The following is a 16,811-nucleotide window of genomic DNA, read 5'->3' on the forward strand; positions in this document are numbered from 1 at the left end:
AGCCGGAAGGCTGGCGACCGTCCCGAAACATTGCCTCACCGCGGCACTCAGAGGTTTAGCATGACTTGCTTGATTCGACATCCCTGGAGCGCAACCGCTCTGTTCCTTGCCGTTCTCTGGGTACATGCGGCCGCAGCCACCCCGCTCCGAGCACAGACCACCGACGGCGACCAACAACCGACCCAACAGCCTTCTGCTGACGGGGAAACAACTGCCGACGGGGAGCCAGCAGCCGACGTAAATTTGCTCCCCGAAAGTAATCCTGATTTTGACAACGAAGCGGGAGTCGCTGCTTTTGAGTCCGCCTTGGACGGCTGGCGAGTGACGTTGGCCGACATGCGCGAGGTCATGATTCGCTTTAACAACGGTCCTCCCCAAGAAGCGGAGGGATATCGCCAGCGGTATCGCGAGCTGGAAATGCTTGGCCGCGAGCAGTTTGATGCGGCGATGGCTGCGGCGATTGAGTTACTAAAAAATGCCCCGCGGGAAAATTACGTTGCGGCTCAGTTCCTGCTGGTGGCGGTCCACTACCGGTTCAATAACGACTGGTATGAATTAACCGGCGAAGCGGTTGAGCAATTGCGGCGGGTCAAGGCCAAGGACGAGCGGTTGGCCGAAATTGCCGGGGTCAGCTTTTTCGCCACAAATCAATTCGACAAAGCGGAGCCTTACTTGCGGGAAGCAATGCAGACGGGAAACCTGGCAGAAATCAATCAGGGGATCTTGGAGTCGCTCGACGCTTGCCGAGTGTTGTGGCCGACTGCTGCCGCGCAGCGTGCCACGGACGCCGAGCGGGATGACTTGCCCCGCGTTCGCTTGGTCACCACGCGTGGTGACATTGTGCTAGAGCTGTTCGAGGATGCCGCCCCTAACACGGTCGCCAATTTTATCCGCATGGTGGAGGACGGTTTGCTGGAGAACTTGCCCTTCTATCAAGTGATTTCAGGTCGGATTGCACTAGTCGGCGAATCGGGTGGTTCGGCGGTCGCTGGCGAGTACTGTTTGGCCGACGAAACACAATCCCCCGATCGCCGCTATATCTTTCGGGGCTCGCTGGCAATGGCCAAATTGCCCGATCCGATTGGCGAAAGCAGGCTGACGATCCCCAACACGGCCAGCCAACAGTTCTTTTTCGCCTTCCAACCGCTGGTCATGGCCAATGCCGAGCACACCGTTTTTGGGCGAATCATCGAGGGCATGTCCACTTTCAGTCTGCTGACCCGGCTCGATCCCTCGAAGAAAGAAGAAAATGCCGAACCAGTAAATCCCGATCGGATCCTCGAGGCGGAGGTGATTCGCAAGCGAGATCACAGTTACGAACCTCAAATCATCCGCATGTCACCCTTACAAATGGCCGAGCAAGGGGGCCTATTGTCCTCAGAAAACCAGCCTGGTGATTGAACTTGCCGCTGCCTGGCGTTACCCTGAAGGGGAATGAAGACGACCATCCAGCTCTTTTTTTGCCGATATCCCTCCCTTAGTTCCTCTCGGAGTTATCTTTCCCATGGCCGATGCAAAGCCTCAAACTCAATCGACGGAAGACGCGGGGCCTTCCCGGCGATCCTTCTTGAAAAACAGCAGCATGTTGTTAGCTGGCGGCACCGTGGTTAGCCAGTTGAACGTTGCCCGGGCTGCTCACGCCTACGGCAGTGACACCATTAAGTTGGGCTTGGTGGGTTGTGGCGGTCGCGGCACGCAAGCGGCGATGCAGGCCATGAACACTTGCCTCAGCGAGTTCGGTTCAACCGGTGGCGAAGTCGAATTGGTCGCCATGGCCGATGCTTTTGAAGACCGCCTGCAAGGTTCACTGCGCGGCATCAAGAGCAAGCATAATGAACGAGTCAGCGAGAATGTGGGACGCTTTGTCGGCTTGGAGTCCTACAAGGATGTCATGAACAGTGATTGCGACGTGGTGATTCTGGCCACGCCTCCCGGATTTCGCCCGCTCCATTTTGAAGCTGCCGTGAATGCCGGCAAGCACGTCTTTATGGAAAAACCGGTTGCCACCGATGCACCCGGCGTCCGCCGCGTGTTGGCGGCCAACGAAGTCGCCAAGAAAAAGGGCCTGGCCGTCCAAGTCGGTCTGCAGCGGCACCATGAATTCCGTTACAAAGAGTGCGTGCAACGTCTGCAAGATGGACAAATCGGTGATTTCGTCATGGCCCGCGCCTATTGGAATGGCTCCGGTGTGTGGATGAACGCTCGCAAGCCCGAGCAAACCGAAACCGAATACCAGATGCGAAACTGGTACTACTTTAACTGGCTGTGCGGTGACCACATTACCGAGCAGCACATTCACAATTTGGATGTTATCAACTGGGTGATGCAAGGTTATCCCGTGAAAGCCCAAGGTCAGGGCGGGCGTCAAGTTCGCACCGGACCCGACTCGGGACAAATCTACGATCACCACTTTGTTGAATTCACCTACGATGGCGGCACCACAATGCTCAGCCAATGTCGGCATCAACCAAATTGCTGGAATCCGGTGTCCGAGTTTATTCATGGCACCAACGGCTGGTGTGATATCTCGGGTGCTAAGATTTATGATCGCAATAATAACATCGTTTGGCAAAGCGAAGCGGACGAGGTCAACGGCAAAGGCTGGCAACAGGAACACATTGACCTGTTCGCCGAATTGCGGAAAGGGAACATCCCCAACGAAGGCGATTACGGCGCCAAGAGCACCATGACCTCCATCATGGGCCGCATGGCAACCTACAGTGGCAAGGTTGTCAGTTGGGATCAATGCCTCAACAGCACGGAAGCTCTAGCCGATTTCGACTCAGTCACCTCGCTCGATGTCGAAGCGCCCGTGCAACCGGACGAAAACATGAAGTACCCGATCGCTATCCCTGGTAAGTACAAGGTTACCTAAGCGACGGAGAAACTCGCAAACCAGCGTTTGCCTCTCTTACACTGCTAACCGATGCTCGCGCTTTTTGCCGAGCATCGGTTTTTTTGTTGCTTGATGCCAGTTGTTTTGCACGCGCCCCGCCAAGACGTTAAACTAAAGAAATCTGATCGCCCTGGCGGTCTTCTTTTCGTCGCGTGGACAGTTTTGGTCTGATGGCAAAAAACGACTCGTTGAAACAGCGACTCAAACAGGCGGCCAAACGGCGCGCCAACCGACAAAGCTCGCCGGCAACCGGCCAACTTGCCTCCCCCGCGGCAATGGGCCAAGCGGATACAGCCAACCAATCCCAATCGCCCCAATCCCAGGCAACAGCTGGCAGCGGCGGGAAACAGGGTGCTGCAGTCGACTCGCTGGTCGCTTGCTTGCTGAAGTATGACCAGCATCAAGCACCGCTCAACGATCGTGACTTACTAGCTGCCCTCCGCAGCCTGCAGCGTGGCTATCCGAGTCAAGATCCGACCTGTATTGCCCTCTATGAACAACTGCTGCAAGTCAAGCAAGCGTCCCAAATGACGGTCCACGCGACCCGTCGTGCGGTCGAGCAACTGATTGATTTGGTGCGCTCTTACGACAAAGCAAACTCCTCGTCGCGGGCCGCGATCAGTTACCTGCATTCGGTCGCCGACTAATCAACGAAAAGCAAAAACGCATGAGCGATACGAAACGACGAAGCGATCCTGGAATCGCTCCTGATATCAGTGCCGGCAATCGTGTGTGCGACCGTTTGCTGTTAGACATCAGCAGCGATGCCAACGAGGAAGCGGAGCAGTTTGTTGAGTGTTTTGACACGGATCAACAGGGCGAGTAGAGCCTTGGCTTTCCTATCTCCATTGTCGGCAGGCGATTATGCTCCAGCGATTAATTGGTCTTGAGACCGAGTATGCGACGTTGGTTCGTTCGCCTCGTGATCAAGTCCAACCGCCCTCACGAAAGCGAGTGTATGAGGCGGTTTGCCAGCAGATCGGTCGCAACATACCAACCGCTCGAGGTCGTTATGACAGCGACACCATGTTCTTGGCGAACGGCGGGGCATTTTCTTTGGAGACAGCCGCTTTCAAACTGGACAAGCCGGGCGGGTTGATCGAGGGAGCAACCGCTGAGACCCGCAGCCCCTCCCGGTTGGTCGAATGCCAACGCGCGCAAGATCGCCTCATCGCCGAGGCAGCCGCCAGTTGCGAAATACCGGGCGATGTGCGAATTTTCAAAAACAGTTGTGACGCCCAAGGGCACATCTACGGTTGCCAGGAAAACTACTCCGCGGCCGTCGCGAGCGGTCCCATGTTGCTGGTTTACTGGGGGTTGCTGTCGCTCGTATTGCCGTTCGCCATGCTCTACTGGGCAGTTTGTATTGCCGTACTGAGCTTGGAAATGAGCTTGATGCTAGCCTCGCGATGTTGTCGGCTTGCCGGACGATGGACGTTCCGTTGGCTACGGCCGGCCGCGCCCATGGCGAGGATTACTACTGTCGCCAACGAGCCGACCGCCCCGCTAGACAATGCGAATGAAGACCACGCGGAAAGCAGCTACTCTTCACACCCGTTACCGACACGTCTGCTGGCAATCACTGCTGTTGGTTTGCGTGTCGTCAATTTGCCGACGGCTTTGATGTTATATGGAATCGCCAAGACCGTGGCGTTTCGTCGCCAACGCAAATACTTGACCGCGTTTCTGATCTCGCGTGTAGTCGTCACTGGAGCGGGGCATGTCGATCGGCAAAACCGTTACCGGCTTTCCAGCAAAGCGATGGCTATCAACACGGTGACTGGCTTTGGTGGCTACTGGAACGAGAGGCCTATCTTCGTCTTTCACCATTGGTTGCAGCAGCTTTGCGGGCGTTCGCTGCTGAGCCGACGGTCAGTAACCGAATTGTTCCATCGCAGCCAACGTCTGCAGATTGGTTTGAGCGACTCAAATGTGTCCGATACAGCCGAATTTCTCAAAGTTGGGACCACGTCGCTGGTTTTGGACTTGATCGAAGCTGGCGGGGGCCGAGAGTTGCCTCGCTTGTGGAAACCCATCGATGCCCTCCACCGGATCACTTCGGATTGGGATTTAATTGCGCGCGTCAAGACGACACAGGGAGAATTGTCAGGCTTAGATATTCAGCGGCGTTACTACCAAGCTTGTCGACAGTTCGTCAGTGCTCAAGCGTTACCGACCGATCATGAGGCGCATCAAGTCCTAGAGCGTTGGGACCAGGCGCTCGAGGCCCTCGCCGCATTTCGATCATCGGCCGTCGATCCACGTCCCGCCCTGGGGCACATCGATTGGTTGACGAAAAAATGGATGCTGGACCATTTGGAAGACCAGCAACCCGCGATGCTGCCGCAACCGGCAGCCGTCTCCGGCCAGTCTTTGCTTGCCCAGCGAACGCAGCGTTGGGCGGCTCGCAAAAAGGTCGACATTCGCTATCACGAACTGTCGGAGGATGGATATTTTGCCCGCCTACGTTGTTCGTCTCCCGAGGTGTGTCTCGTCGATCCGGCAGGGATCGAGTTTGCCCTGCGGCTCCCCCCCAGCGGTTCCCCCGCCTCGAGACGCGGGCAATTAATCCGCGAGTTTGCCGGTGGAGCGGAAAGCCTCGCCGTCGATTGGTCACACGTCGTCATTGGCACCGGACGCGAACGTCGGGTCCACGTTGTGGGCTAAACTTCGCCGCGGAAAACGGGCGTTGACGTTTTTTGGGGAGAGGTTAAGATTCTGCCTTCCGGGCTTCTGGCTATCGTCGGAAAAACGCACGCGGCCGTGGCGAAATTGGCAGACGCGCTAGGTTGAGGGCCTAGTGGGAGATAATCCCGTGGAGGTTCGAGTCCTCTCGGCCGCATTAAAGTAAACCCCGTAGAACCAAGTGTTTTACGGGGTTTTTTCGTGCCTGCAGCGGATCACCAGCTCTTTGGAGAATCCACTCCGATGATGCTACCAGAACATCCAGCAAGAATAAGCTCCAACCAGTCACAAACTTTGGAATCACTCCCCCAGCTATGGCTCGGAACTGCTGCCCCCGGGCAGGAGACGATCAACCGGGCTTTGCAAACGCCCACCAAATCCAACCTCCACATGGACATACTGCATCGTCGTTTCAATATCCTTGTGCCCCATCAGTTGCTGGACCGTTGGCAAATCAGTGCCATCTTCAACAAGATGCGTCGCAAAGCTGTGTCGAAGCGAATGGGGTACGCCGTTCTTGGTGATCCCAGCTGCTTTCTGAGCAGCTTTCAATGCGTTCGCAAACTGCTCCTCGCTGATGTGATGCCGCCAAATGTTACCGCTCCGCTTGTCAAGCGAGCGCTGACGCGAGGGAAACACCCATCGCCAACCAATTTCGCGACCCGCATTCGGATACTTGCGGGCCAAAGCATACGGCAAATAAACTTTATCAAACCCCTCATCCAAATCCTCTTGGTGGCGCTGTGTCGCCCAGGCAATCTGCCGTCGAAGCTCCGGAATTGCTTGTTTCGGCAAAAAAGTCATCCTGTCTTTCTGCCCCTTGCCATCTCGCACCAATAACCGCTCTTCGTCGAACCAAATGTCCTTGATGCGTAGCCGGCGGCACTCCTTGTGACGCAGACCTGAGCCATACATTAGCAAAAACATGATGTGGTGTATGCCAACCATGTGCTCCAGCAAGCTTGCAATTTCCGGACGGCTGTACCACACCGCCATTGTCTCGGGACGCTTCACACGCACAGCGTTCAAAAAACCAATCCGTTTTCCTAGGATGCATTCGTAGAGGAACAACAGCGACGATTGCGCTTGCGTCTGCGTGCTGGCAGCCACCTGACCATCGACAGCCAACTTGGTCAAAAACGATTCGATATCTCGCTCATTGAACGACGCCAAGTCGGTTGAACCGACGTGCCCCATAAACCGCTTTACCCAACGCACATACGCCTTTTCGGTCGCCATCGAGTAGTGCAGCACTCGCATATCCCCCCGCATGGTCCGAATTAGCGGGGGTTCCGCAGGATCCACCTTTCCTCGGATCTTGGTTAATTCTTCCTCGGTCGGCGGCACATGTAGCTCAAAATTGCGTTCCTGTCTGCCCAACTGAGCGAGCTTCGCCGTGATGCTCGACAAATCGGGTTCAGACCGCCGTAACACCAAGTTGCGATAGCATTCCACTGACCGCACGGCCTGCCATCGCTGCCACGCTGGCGCTCCAGCCTCCAGCAAAGTGCGAGAAAACCGGATGGCCGTATCGCGATTAACAGGAAGATCGGTTGTGAGACCTTTGGGGAACGTCATGGCGTACCGTCGAAGCCATTTTGGGAACCAAACTCGCTCGCTCTCGGTCAGCCCCTCTGTTGTAGCCACCGCAGTTTCGAAGCTCGAAAGTGTCATCAAATTGATCCTTCAAAATAGCAGTGTTGCATTCACCAATCGAACAGGGTAATCTGAGAAGACAAAGTAACGGCTTCTGCGACTTCGGTCAAACGACCCGACTGAGCAAGTCGGTATTGCGGAAGTTCCCGAATACGACCCTACTCAGTAGGGATCATTACATTGTTATTTGGCAGGAAGTCAATCTTTAGTCGAATGATAAACCCGTCACGTTCTGAATTGAGCCTGCTCGTCGAGGCCCTCCTCGTTGGAGACACCAAAGCTGTCCGTGCTCAACTGCGGGACACCAAGAGCGTCGATGTCCGCTTGCCTCAACGGAAGAATCGCCCCAAACGCGAGACACCGTTGATGCTCGCAGCCGAAAGAGGGTGCCTGCCTATCGTTCGGCTTTTGATCTCGCTTGGCACAAACATCAATGCAACAAATGAATTCCGGCAGACCGCATTGTTGTACGCCGTTCGCGAAAATCAGCTATCAACCGTCAACTTGTTGCTCAAGTCCGGAGCAGACCCAAATGTTGTGATGGTGGACGGTGACTTCGTTCTCCGTGAGGCCGCCACCAGTTCAATCGATCTCCGAATTTGCCGTGCGCTCCTCAAATCCGGCGCTGATCCTTGTAGTGTAAACAAAATGGGTGGCACGGCACTACACATCGCTGCCTTTCACGGACGTGCGGATGTCGCTCGACTATTAATTCGCGCCGGCGCAAATGTGAATCACCGTGACCACCACGGGCACGGCCCACTGACGTGTTCAATATCGCGTAATCACAAAGATGTTTCGATTCTGCTTCTCGAGCACGGGGCCGATCCCGGTCTACAGCCCGAAGCCCTAGGTATCGCTGCATGGGAAGGGCGGCTACAGTATGTGAAAATGCTGATTGAACGCGGGTGGGACGTAAACGCTAGGTCACATCAGGGGCGTACGCCACTTCAACACGCACGAAATCGGAAACACAAGTCTGTAATCAGTGCCTTGATTGATGCAGGCGCAAGATGAGGCTACGAATCGCCAAATAACAAACCGTTGCACACGGAGCCGCGGGCCGCGTGGTTTCTCAAATCAATACTGTCCGCCGCGGCCCGGTGAACGGTGGCGTTCCCGGCGGAGAGCTCTTCGGGCCTGAACTTGGTCTCTCTGCAAGCGTCCATTGATAGTCCATGCTCGATGATTGTTTCGCGCAGAAGTTGCGAGTACTGATCGATACGTTTGCTCGCAACTTGCAGTCGATTGCACCAGTGGTAAATGCGTCCTCTCCGGACGAACGTGATGCTACCGAAGTTGTTCGGGAGATACCTTCAATGAACTAATGCTCTACCGTCCCAGGCGAAGATGCTCGCAATAAAGTCAATCTGATTCCCAGGACTCGAAAATGATTGCAAGCGGGTTTGGAGTTCGGTACCGTAATGGAATGTATTGGCGGGCCCGGATGCGCTCGGGATCGGCGCGCGAGCCGGGAACCATGCGATCCACCCCAGCCCTCGCCAAAATCCGATTTTTCAGATCTACCTCAATCGCTCGGGCGGGGTGATCGCCGACGTTCGTCGGAACGGAGTCATCATGGTCATCCTGCGACTTTCCCGCTGCACGGCATTGTGCTGAGGAACTTAAGGCCTTGTTCTGAGCGGTTCATCTCGACGGATTTTCTTAATGTTCGAGACTCGATGCCATCTGCTTGTTTCTTTGCTTATCGCGCAGCTGGCGTGTGGACTGCATTGTGTGTGCCTGGCTCAACGGGTGTTCTACGACTTCTTGCGTTATGAACCACTGCCCGACTCAGAGGTGCAGCTGTTGCGATCCGTCGACCGGGTTTTGTCGATTACACACTTCCCAAGCTTTCAGTTGCTTGGTCTTCCCGACTCAGACATTCCATCGATGTTTTTCTGCGCACTCTTTGGCTACGCAGTTGGTTTCTCACTTGGATTCCTTGCGAGCCGACAAATTGTCAGGTTCAGAGCAACTTCTTTCTTTTGGTGGTTGTGCATGGCAATCGTGGTATCCGACGTTTCCATGATCGTTATCTTGATGAAAGACCCAGTCACTTCGCTTTTTGTTTTTCTCCGCATCCAGTTACTGCTGGCTGTGCCTGTCGCTGCTGTTGTCGGTATAGTTTTCGGAATTGCAAAACTTGAACGCTGGCTGCAGTCTCTGGGGCCACGAGAACCTTGACGTTAGTTATTTGGGTTGCCGTATCGCCCGTACTGCCAAAGAAATTGGATTTTGGTGGGCTGGCCATTGCCGACGAACCAAGCGATCAACCGAAGTCGCGGAGTCGCCGTTCTTGACAATGGAAAACCAAACGCCGCGACTCGGTTATCGCAATCGTTCCCGGCGTCAAGCTCTTCAGTCCTGAACTTGGTCTCTCTGCGAGTGTCCATTGAAAGCCCATGCTCGATGATTGGTGCGCGCGAAGAAGTTGCGCGTGAGGATCGATGCATTTGCGTCTCAACTTGCAATCGGTTGAACCAATGCTAACTGCGTCCTCTCCGGACTGACCCGATCCTGCCGAAGTTGCTCGCGAGAGATACCTTCAATGAAAGTTTCCTCTGCCGTCCCAGGCAAAGATGATCGAAATAAAGTCAATCTGATTCCCAGGACTCGAAAATGATTGCAACCTGCTTTGGAGTTCGGTACCGTAATGGAATGTATTGCCGGCCCGGATGCGGTCGGGATCGGCGCGCGAGCCGGGAACCATGCGATCCACCCCAGCCCTCGCCAAAATCCGATTTTTCAGATCTACCTCAACCGCTCGGGCGGGGTGATCGCCGACGTTCCCGGCGTCAAGCTCTTCGGGCCTAAACTTGGTCTCTCTGCAATCGTCCATTGAAAGCCCATGCTCGATGATTGGTGCGCGCGAACAAGCCTCGAGTACTGATCGATGCGCTTGCCTCGCAACTTGCTATCGGTTGAACCAGTGCCAACTGCATCCTTTGCGGACGAACCTGATGCTGCTGAGGTTGCTCGCGAGATACCTCCAATTAAATTTTCCACTGCCGTCCCAGGCGAAGATGCTCGCAATACAGTCAGTCTGGCTCCCGGAACTCAAAAATGATTGCAAGCGGGTTTGGACTACCGTACCGTAATGGAATGAATTGGCGGGCCCGGATGCGCTTCGGATCGTGGCGCGAGCCGGGAACCATGCGATCCACCCCAGCCCTCGCCATACTCCGATTTTTCAGATCTACCTCTGCCGCTCGGGCGAGGTGATCGCAACCGTTCCCGGCGTCAAGCTCTTCAGTCCTGAACTTGGTCTCTCTGCGAGTGTCCATTGAAAGCCCATGCTCGATGATTGGTGCGCGCGAAGAAGTTGCGCGTGAGGATCGATGCATTTGCGTCTCAACTTGCAATCGGTTGAACCAATGCTAACTGCGTCCTCTCCGGACTGACCCGATCCTGCCGAAGTTGCTCGCGAGAGATACCTTCAATGAAAGTTTCCTCTGCCGTCCCAGGCAAAGATGATCGAAATAAAGTCAATCTGATTCCCAGGACTCGAAAATGATTGCAACCTGCTTTGGAGTTCGGTACCGTAATGGAATGTATTGCCGGCCCGGATGCGGTCGGGATCGGCGCGCGAGCCGGGAACCATGCGATCCACCCCAGCCCTCGCCAAAATCCGATTTTTCAGATCTACCTCAACCGCTCGGGCGGGGTGATCGCCGACGTTCCCCGACTCAATTGCATCTCTTCCAACCTCCACCCATGACTACAACGCAAGACAACTCGGCAATGGCGGGGCCTCGTCGTTTACAATGGCAAATCGGTGGATGGTTTGGGGGCCTTTTCGGCGGATCTGCTTGGCTGCTTCCCACCGCTGCGATACTTGCGTTCAACGGCCAACCCACTCTTGCATTGGTGCCTTTCGGATGCTGCTTGCTGATGAACGTCGTTGGATGGGTCCTTTGGTATCGGCGTGATCGGGTTTTACCGTTTTCCGCATTGATCGGCATCCTGACTCTGTTTTCGATTACCACCCCGGTCGCCTGGTTCGCGGTTTCGGTAAACGCAACACCAGAATCTCTTGTATCCCTCAATTGGCCCCACTCAGGGATCATCGATACAATGATCACGTTGATATGCCCCGCAATCATCGTCTGGTTTTGCATACTCGAGTACTCGCATGACCGCACCTCAAATCGGGATAGCCAAGACAGCGGGGAACCATGCGATGCAACCGAGCGGCGAAGTCGGGTGTTTTGAAGTGGATGGTCAACCGTCGCCGCCGGCTGATCGCTACCGTTCCCGGGGTCAAGCTCTTCGGGCCTGAACTTGGTCTCTCTACAATCGTCCATTGAAAGCTCATGCTCGATGATTGGTGCGCGCGAACAAGCCTCGAGTACTGATCGACGCGCTTGCCTCGCAAATTGCTATCGGTTGAACCAGTGCCAACTGCGTCCTCTCCGGACGAACCTGATGCTGCCGAAGTTGCTCGCGAGATACCTGCAATTAAATTTCCCACTGCTGTCCCAGGCGAAGATGCTCGCAATAAAGTCAATCGGGCTCCCGGAACTCAAAAATGATTGCAAGCGGGTTTGGACTACGGTACCGTAATGGAATGAATTGGCGGGCCCGGATGCGCTCCGGATCGTGGCGCGAGCCGGGAACCATGCGATCCACCCCAGCCCTCGCCATACTCCGATTTTCCAGATCTACCTCTGCCGCTCGGGCGAGGTGATCGCAACCGTTCCCGGCGTCAAGCTCTTCGGGCCTGAACTTGGTCTCTCTGCAATCGTCCATTGAAAGCCCATGCTCAATGATTGGTGCGCGCGAACAAGCCTCGAGTACTGATCGATGCGCTTGCCTTGCAACTTGCTATCGGTTGAACCAGTGCCAACTGCGTCCTTTCCGGACGAACCTGATGCTTCCGAAGTTGCTCGCGAGATACCTCCAATTAAATTTTCCACTGCCGTCCCAGGCGAAGATGCTCGCAATAAAGTCAATCTGGCTCCCGGAACTCAAAAATGATTGCAAGCGGGCTTGGACTACGGTACCGTAATGGAATGAATTGGCCGGCCCGGATGCGCTCCGGATCGTGGCGCGAGCCGGGAACCATACGATCCACCCCAGCCCTCGCCATACTCCGATTTTTCAAATCTAGCTCTACCGCTCGGGCGAGGTAATCGCAACCGTTACGGCTGCGGAGGATGAAGCTTGCGCTGACGGAATCCAATGCGGCAGTTGCGCTTGGATGATTTCCGATTTTCGAGGTGCGCGTGGATGATCTTCAAGGGCGGCGGTGCGCTTAAATGATTTTGAGAACTGAAGGTGCGCGGACGCCGGATTCCGTAACCATTTCTTCGCTGCGAGCCTGACCATTCCAGTCGTCCCGGAGCCCAAGAAGCGATCTGCAAAAATAGTTGATCCGATCAATGGCGATTGGTACGATCAGGCCAGGCTGCAGCTCGCGGGAGTTCCGTGCCGAGAAAAGCATCCGTAACAATACGATGCAACCCAGCCCGAAAAACTTTGGTTCCTTGCGATCCAGCTCATCCTCGGGCGGGCTGATCGTTACCGTTCCCGGGTCAAGCTCTTCGGTCCTGAACTTGGTCTGTCTACAATCGTCCATTGAAAGCTCATGCTCGATGATTGGTGCGCGCGAACAAGCCTCGAGTACTGATCGACGCGCTTGCCTCGCAAATTGCTATCGGTTGAACCAGTGCCAACTGCGTCCTTTCCGGACGAACCTGATGCTGCCGAAGTTGCTCGCGAGATACCTCGAATTAAATTTCCCACTGCCGTCCCAGGCGAAGATGCTCGCAATAAAGTCAATCTGGCTCCCGGAACTCAAAAATGATTGCAAGCGGGTTTGGACTGCGGTACCGTAATGGAATGAATTGGCAGGCCCGGATGCGCTCGGGATCGTGGCGCGAGCCGGGAACCATGCGATCCACCCCAGCCCTCGCCATACTCCGATTTTTCAAATCTACCTCTACCGCTCGGGCGAGGTGATCGCAGTCGTTCGTCGTACCTAATCGCAGACTCTTGCGCAATGGCGACGAGTGAAAACCAGAAAGCCCAACTCTTCGATCAGCTTCCGCACTTTGTACGCGGACTTCTGCCCCTCAACAAAGTACCACGGGCTTGCGTCATCTTCTCGCACGAAAATGTTCGCAGGCCCATTGGTGTGCTGACCTGACTTTTGCTCTGGGTCGTTGTACTGCGTCTGCCTAATCTCGTAACTCACAGCCGAACCTCCCAAAAGGACGACGAACAAAAAATTGCACCCAAGCTGCCGACAGTGCGTTTACTTACATCCATATCCACCCCGGCAACTGGGTGAATTTAACCGTTACGGCTGCGGAGGATGAAGCTTGCGCTGACGGAATCCAATGCGGCAGTTGCGCTTGGATGATTTCCAGTTTTCGAGGTGCGCGTGGATGATCTTCAAGGGCGGCGGTGCGCTTAAATGATTTTGAGAACTGAAGGTGCGCGGACGCCGGATTCCGTAACCATTTCTTCGCTGCGAGCCTGACCATTCCAGTCGTCCCGGAGCCCAAGAAGCGATCTGCAAAAATAGTTGATCCGATCAATGGCGATTGGTACGATCAGGCCAGGCTGCAGCTCGCGGGAGTTCCGTGCCGAGAAAAGCATCCGTAACAATACGATGCAACCCAGCCCGAAAAACTTTGGTTCCTTGCGATCCAGCTCATCCTCGGGCGGGCTGATCGTTACCGTTATTCCGCTCGACAATCGCATTCGCTGCCCTGGACAAAATGGAAACAACTAGAGTTGGCAGTGAATTGAGTTCGGACTCAAAGTATCAAGAAGCCGCAAATGACCTCAGAAGGCAAACAGGACGTGTTAATTCGAGAGTATGAGTCGAAGGACCGCGCGAAGTGCCTGGAGATCTTCGAGTCAAACCGGCCGGACTACTTTGCCGAGCATGAGTACCAGGAATTCGCCGACTGGCTGGACAAGCCAGATTGCCTTACGTACTCGGTGGTCGAACTGATCGGCGAAGTTGTGGCGTGTGGAGGTCTTTATCTCGCAGACGATGGCCAACACGTTGGGATGGCGTGGGGAATGGTCCATCGCGATTCGCATCGGAATGGACTTGGACGCCGATTGACTGAGTTCAGGCTGGAACAGATGAACGAAGTGTACCCGCGCATGGAGCAGAGGCTGGCGACGTCGCAACTGACATTTGGGTTCTATGAGAAGCTGGGCTTCAAGACGGTCAAGGTGACTGAAAACGGATTCGGGTCGGGGATTGACCGATACGACATGGTTCGGAAGCAGACCTTCTAACAATCGTTGCTCTTCCGGGTATATTGGGGCCATGACTGCTCAGGAAGAATGCCAAAATTGCGGTTGATTCAGAACCCGGCTTGCCGGCTCAGATTTCGATTGACGTCTCAAATGGATTGAACTTAGGATTTCGTTGCCGAGTAGAAACCCCTAAATCAACCGAAACAGTAGTGTGTCCGTCAGGACAGGCAGAACGAAAAATCGCGGAATAACAATACGATGCACGCGAAGCCGGACTTGGGCGTGTTAATTGATGTTTAGATCACTCGTTCCGGCTCGGTGATCGTCGCCGTTCCCGGCGTCAAGCTCTTCGGGCCTAAACTTGGTCTCTCTGCAATCGTCCATTGAAAGCCCATGCTCGATGATTGGTGCGCGCGAACGAGTCTCGAGTACTGATCGATGCGATTGCCTCGCAACTTGCTATCGGTTGAACCAGTGCCAACTGCGTCCTTTCCGGACGAACCTGATGCTGCCGAAGTTGCTCGCGAGATACCTCCAATTAAATTTTCCACTGCCGTACCAGGCGAAGATGCTCGCAATAAAGTCAATCGGGCTCCCGGAACTCAAAAATGATTGCAAGCGGGTTTGGACTACGGTACCGTAATGGAATGAATTGGCGGGCCTAGATGCGCTCCGGATCGTGGCGCGAGCCGGGAACCATGCGATCCACCCCAGCCCTCGCCATACTCCGATTTTTCAAATCTACCTCAACCGCTCGGGCGAGGTGATCGCCGCCGTTCGTCGAACTACTGGAAATGAATCGAAACCTTGAGCAAACCCGACTCGGCAACTGGCATCTACTTTTGGCCCTACGACATCTTCGGGTACTTTCTTCCCGGCGTGGTTGCCCTCGCGCCACTGACGCAGTTTCATACTGACATCCGTGCAATAATCGTTGCCCGTTTTCAGCCTACAAGCTGGGTCGACATCGCAATGCTCTGCATTGTGGCGTACGTCCTGGGCCACATCATCGCCGCCGTCTCCAGCTGGCTGCTGGAACGCGTCCTACTCAAGTACACATTTGGTTATCCCGTAATTCAACTTTTTTGTGGCTACAACTCCGGTCCATTGTTGCGGAGATGCGTTGCAGCGATCACCGAGCTTCACAAGCGACAGCCATTCACATGGCTACAGCACAGGAAAGGGCTGCATTGGGCGTTTCTTCTATCTCGGGTCTTTTCACGCAATTGTCGACCTTTACTCGATTTGATTCCCGGTTTTGTGCATCCATACGATTCAACCTACCGAAAAGCCCTCGAACGAAAGTTCCGACGTTTGTGTGATGTCGAATACCCCGACTGGTCAATCAGGCGTAGATCACACGACCTTTTCTGGACCGTGCAAGCATACTCGATGGAACACATGCCGACCGTTTATCGGTCGTCGATGCACTTCGTGGAACTTTATGGGTTCTCTCGAAACACTAGCTTGGCGTTTCTTATTGTCGCCTTGTATCCTTTGTGCCCGGATTGGGATACGAGCATAAACGGAAGCCAACCGATCGAAACGTGGGTCTGGTCAACTTGCTGTGGCGTCGCTTCATTCGCGATGTACGTGAATTTTGTTAAGCTACTACGACGTCACAACGACCTGTTGCTTCGAGCATTCGTGGCAAACGCCAGGATCGACGAACCATCCGATGCACCCGAGTCGCCGAGTCGGGCGTTTTGACAATGGAAGATCTCTCGCGGCGACCGGGTGATCGGTACCGTTCTGCGATATCTGGTTGCCATCGCCACGTCGACTTCAATCCTCCAAACAACTCTATCACCATTCGGAGACTTCCATGAGAACGCTTTTCCTCGGCGTCCTGTTGTCCTTAAGCGTCAACGCGTGGGCAGACCAACCGCCAGAAACAGAACGGCAAGACTCGCAACTCAATGGCGTCTGGGTACTGAAGTCAATTGAGAGACGTGGAGAAAAAGTCGAGGGCGATGGTCTTCCGGAGCGTATGCGTGGCACGACACGTACGATCGCTGGCGCAGAAATGGTTCTCTCACGAGGCGGAGGAACGCGGGAATTGCGTCTCTCCATTGACGTGAACACCAGTCGGAAACCGAAACATATGGACATTACCGCCGAACGCAACGGAAAGACCCAAGTGTTAGAATGCGTTTACGAGATCAAAGATGGAATGTTACGAATCGCCGAGAACACTACGGAGAGACCGGACTCATTCAAAACAGACAGTACGACTCGTACCATGGTCACGACTTACACAAGGAAAGGCAAACCTCCTCGCCAGCAGACAAAAGACGCAGAACCAAGCGATCAACCGAAGTCGCGGTAGCAGGGCGATTTCGCAATGGAC

At 54.8% G+C, this 16,811-nt stretch carries 13 protein-coding genes and 1 tRNA gene; 11 read left to right on the forward strand and 3 right to left on the reverse strand.

Features of this window, described 5'->3' with window-relative positions; genetic code table 11:
- Positions 1-60 precede the first annotated feature (60 nt).
- From SH139x_RS21125 to SH139x_RS21150, 6 genes are all read left to right on the forward strand, one after another.
- Positions 61-1,401 carry a peptidylprolyl isomerase gene (locus tag SH139x_RS21125; protein ID WP_488351747.1) on the forward strand — a complete coding sequence of 447 codons (1,341 nt, stop codon included), beginning with the start codon at positions 61-63 and terminating at the stop codon, positions 1,399-1,401.
- A gap of 103 nt (positions 1,402-1,504) precedes the next feature.
- Positions 1,505-2,875: a Gfo/Idh/MocA family protein gene (locus tag SH139x_RS21130; RefSeq protein WP_488351748.1), complete on the forward strand. Its 1,371-nt coding sequence runs from the start codon at positions 1,505-1,507 to the stop codon at positions 2,873-2,875.
- Positions 2,876-3,066: 191 nt separating this feature from the next.
- A complete protein-coding gene (locus SH139x_RS21135) occupies positions 3,067-3,543 on the forward strand; it encodes a hypothetical protein (protein WP_488351749.1) in 477 nt (158 codons plus the stop codon).
- 20 nt (positions 3,544-3,563) lie between these two features.
- A complete protein-coding gene (locus tag SH139x_RS21140) occupies positions 3,564-3,722 on the forward strand; it encodes a hypothetical protein (RefSeq protein ID WP_488351750.1) in 159 nt (52 codons plus the stop codon).
- Between the two features lie 38 nt (positions 3,723-3,760).
- Positions 3,761-5,563, forward strand: a complete 1,803-nt coding sequence (locus tag SH139x_RS21145) for a proteasome accessory factor PafA2 family protein (RefSeq protein ID WP_488351751.1) — start codon at positions 3,761-3,763, stop codon at positions 5,561-5,563.
- Between the two features lie 90 nt (positions 5,564-5,653).
- Positions 5,654-5,738 (forward strand) — tRNA-Leu (locus SH139x_RS21150).
- Between the two features lie 155 nt (positions 5,739-5,893).
- Here the strand turns inward: SH139x_RS21150 and SH139x_RS21155 are convergent.
- Positions 5,894-7,255 carry an integron integrase gene (locus SH139x_RS21155; protein WP_488351752.1) on the reverse strand — a complete coding sequence of 454 codons (1,362 nt, stop codon included), beginning with the start codon at positions 7,253-7,255 and terminating at the stop codon, positions 5,894-5,896.
- A 195-nt stretch (positions 7,256-7,450) separates the two neighbouring features.
- Here SH139x_RS21155 and SH139x_RS21160 point away from each other — a divergent pair, with 195 nt between their 5' ends.
- The 3 genes from SH139x_RS21160 to SH139x_RS21170 all read left to right on the forward strand — a co-directional run bounded on the left by SH139x_RS21160 (position 7,451) and on the right by SH139x_RS21170 (position 10,082).
- Complete coding sequence (locus SH139x_RS21160) at positions 7,451-8,254, forward strand: ankyrin repeat domain-containing protein (RefSeq protein WP_488351753.1); 804 nt, start codon at positions 7,451-7,453, stop codon at positions 8,252-8,254.
- A 651-nt stretch (positions 8,255-8,905) separates the two neighbouring features.
- The gene (locus SH139x_RS21165) at positions 8,906-9,424 is read left to right on the forward strand and encodes a hypothetical protein (RefSeq protein ID WP_488351754.1); all 519 of its coding nucleotides are present in this window, start codon (positions 8,906-8,908) and stop codon (positions 9,422-9,424) included.
- A 469-nt stretch (positions 9,425-9,893) separates the two neighbouring features.
- Positions 9,894-10,082 (forward strand): hypothetical protein, encoded by a 189-nt coding sequence (locus SH139x_RS21170; protein ID WP_488351755.1) that lies wholly within the window; start codon positions 9,894-9,896, stop codon positions 10,080-10,082.
- A 2,412-nt stretch (positions 10,083-12,494) separates the two neighbouring features.
- On the opposite strand, the gene SH139x_RS21175 is transcribed toward SH139x_RS21170, so the two are convergent.
- Together SH139x_RS21175 and SH139x_RS21180 are read right to left on the reverse strand one after the other, a co-directional pair.
- Positions 12,495-12,818 (reverse strand): hypothetical protein, encoded by a 324-nt coding sequence (locus SH139x_RS21175; protein WP_488351756.1) that lies wholly within the window; start codon positions 12,816-12,818, stop codon positions 12,495-12,497.
- Between the two features lie 402 nt (positions 12,819-13,220).
- Positions 13,221-13,436 (reverse strand): hypothetical protein, encoded by a 216-nt coding sequence (locus SH139x_RS21180; protein ID WP_488351757.1) that lies wholly within the window; start codon positions 13,434-13,436, stop codon positions 13,221-13,223.
- Positions 13,437-14,026: 590 nt separating this feature from the next.
- On the opposite strand from SH139x_RS21180, the gene SH139x_RS21185 reads away from it, so the two are divergent.
- A complete protein-coding gene (locus tag SH139x_RS21185) occupies positions 14,027-14,500 on the forward strand; it encodes a GNAT family N-acetyltransferase (RefSeq protein WP_488351758.1) in 474 nt (157 codons plus the stop codon).
- A 1,786-nt stretch (positions 14,501-16,286) separates the two neighbouring features.
- Positions 16,287-16,790, forward strand: a complete 504-nt coding sequence (locus SH139x_RS21190; protein WP_488351759.1) for a TIGR03067 domain-containing protein — start codon at positions 16,287-16,289, stop codon at positions 16,788-16,790.
- Positions 16,791-16,811: the final 21 nt, after the last annotated feature.

The sequence above is a fragment of the Kothea flammea genome, from assembly GCF_052161645.1.
Classification (GTDB): Bacteria; Planctomycetota; Planctomycetia; order Pirellulales; family Pirellulaceae; genus Laterigemmans.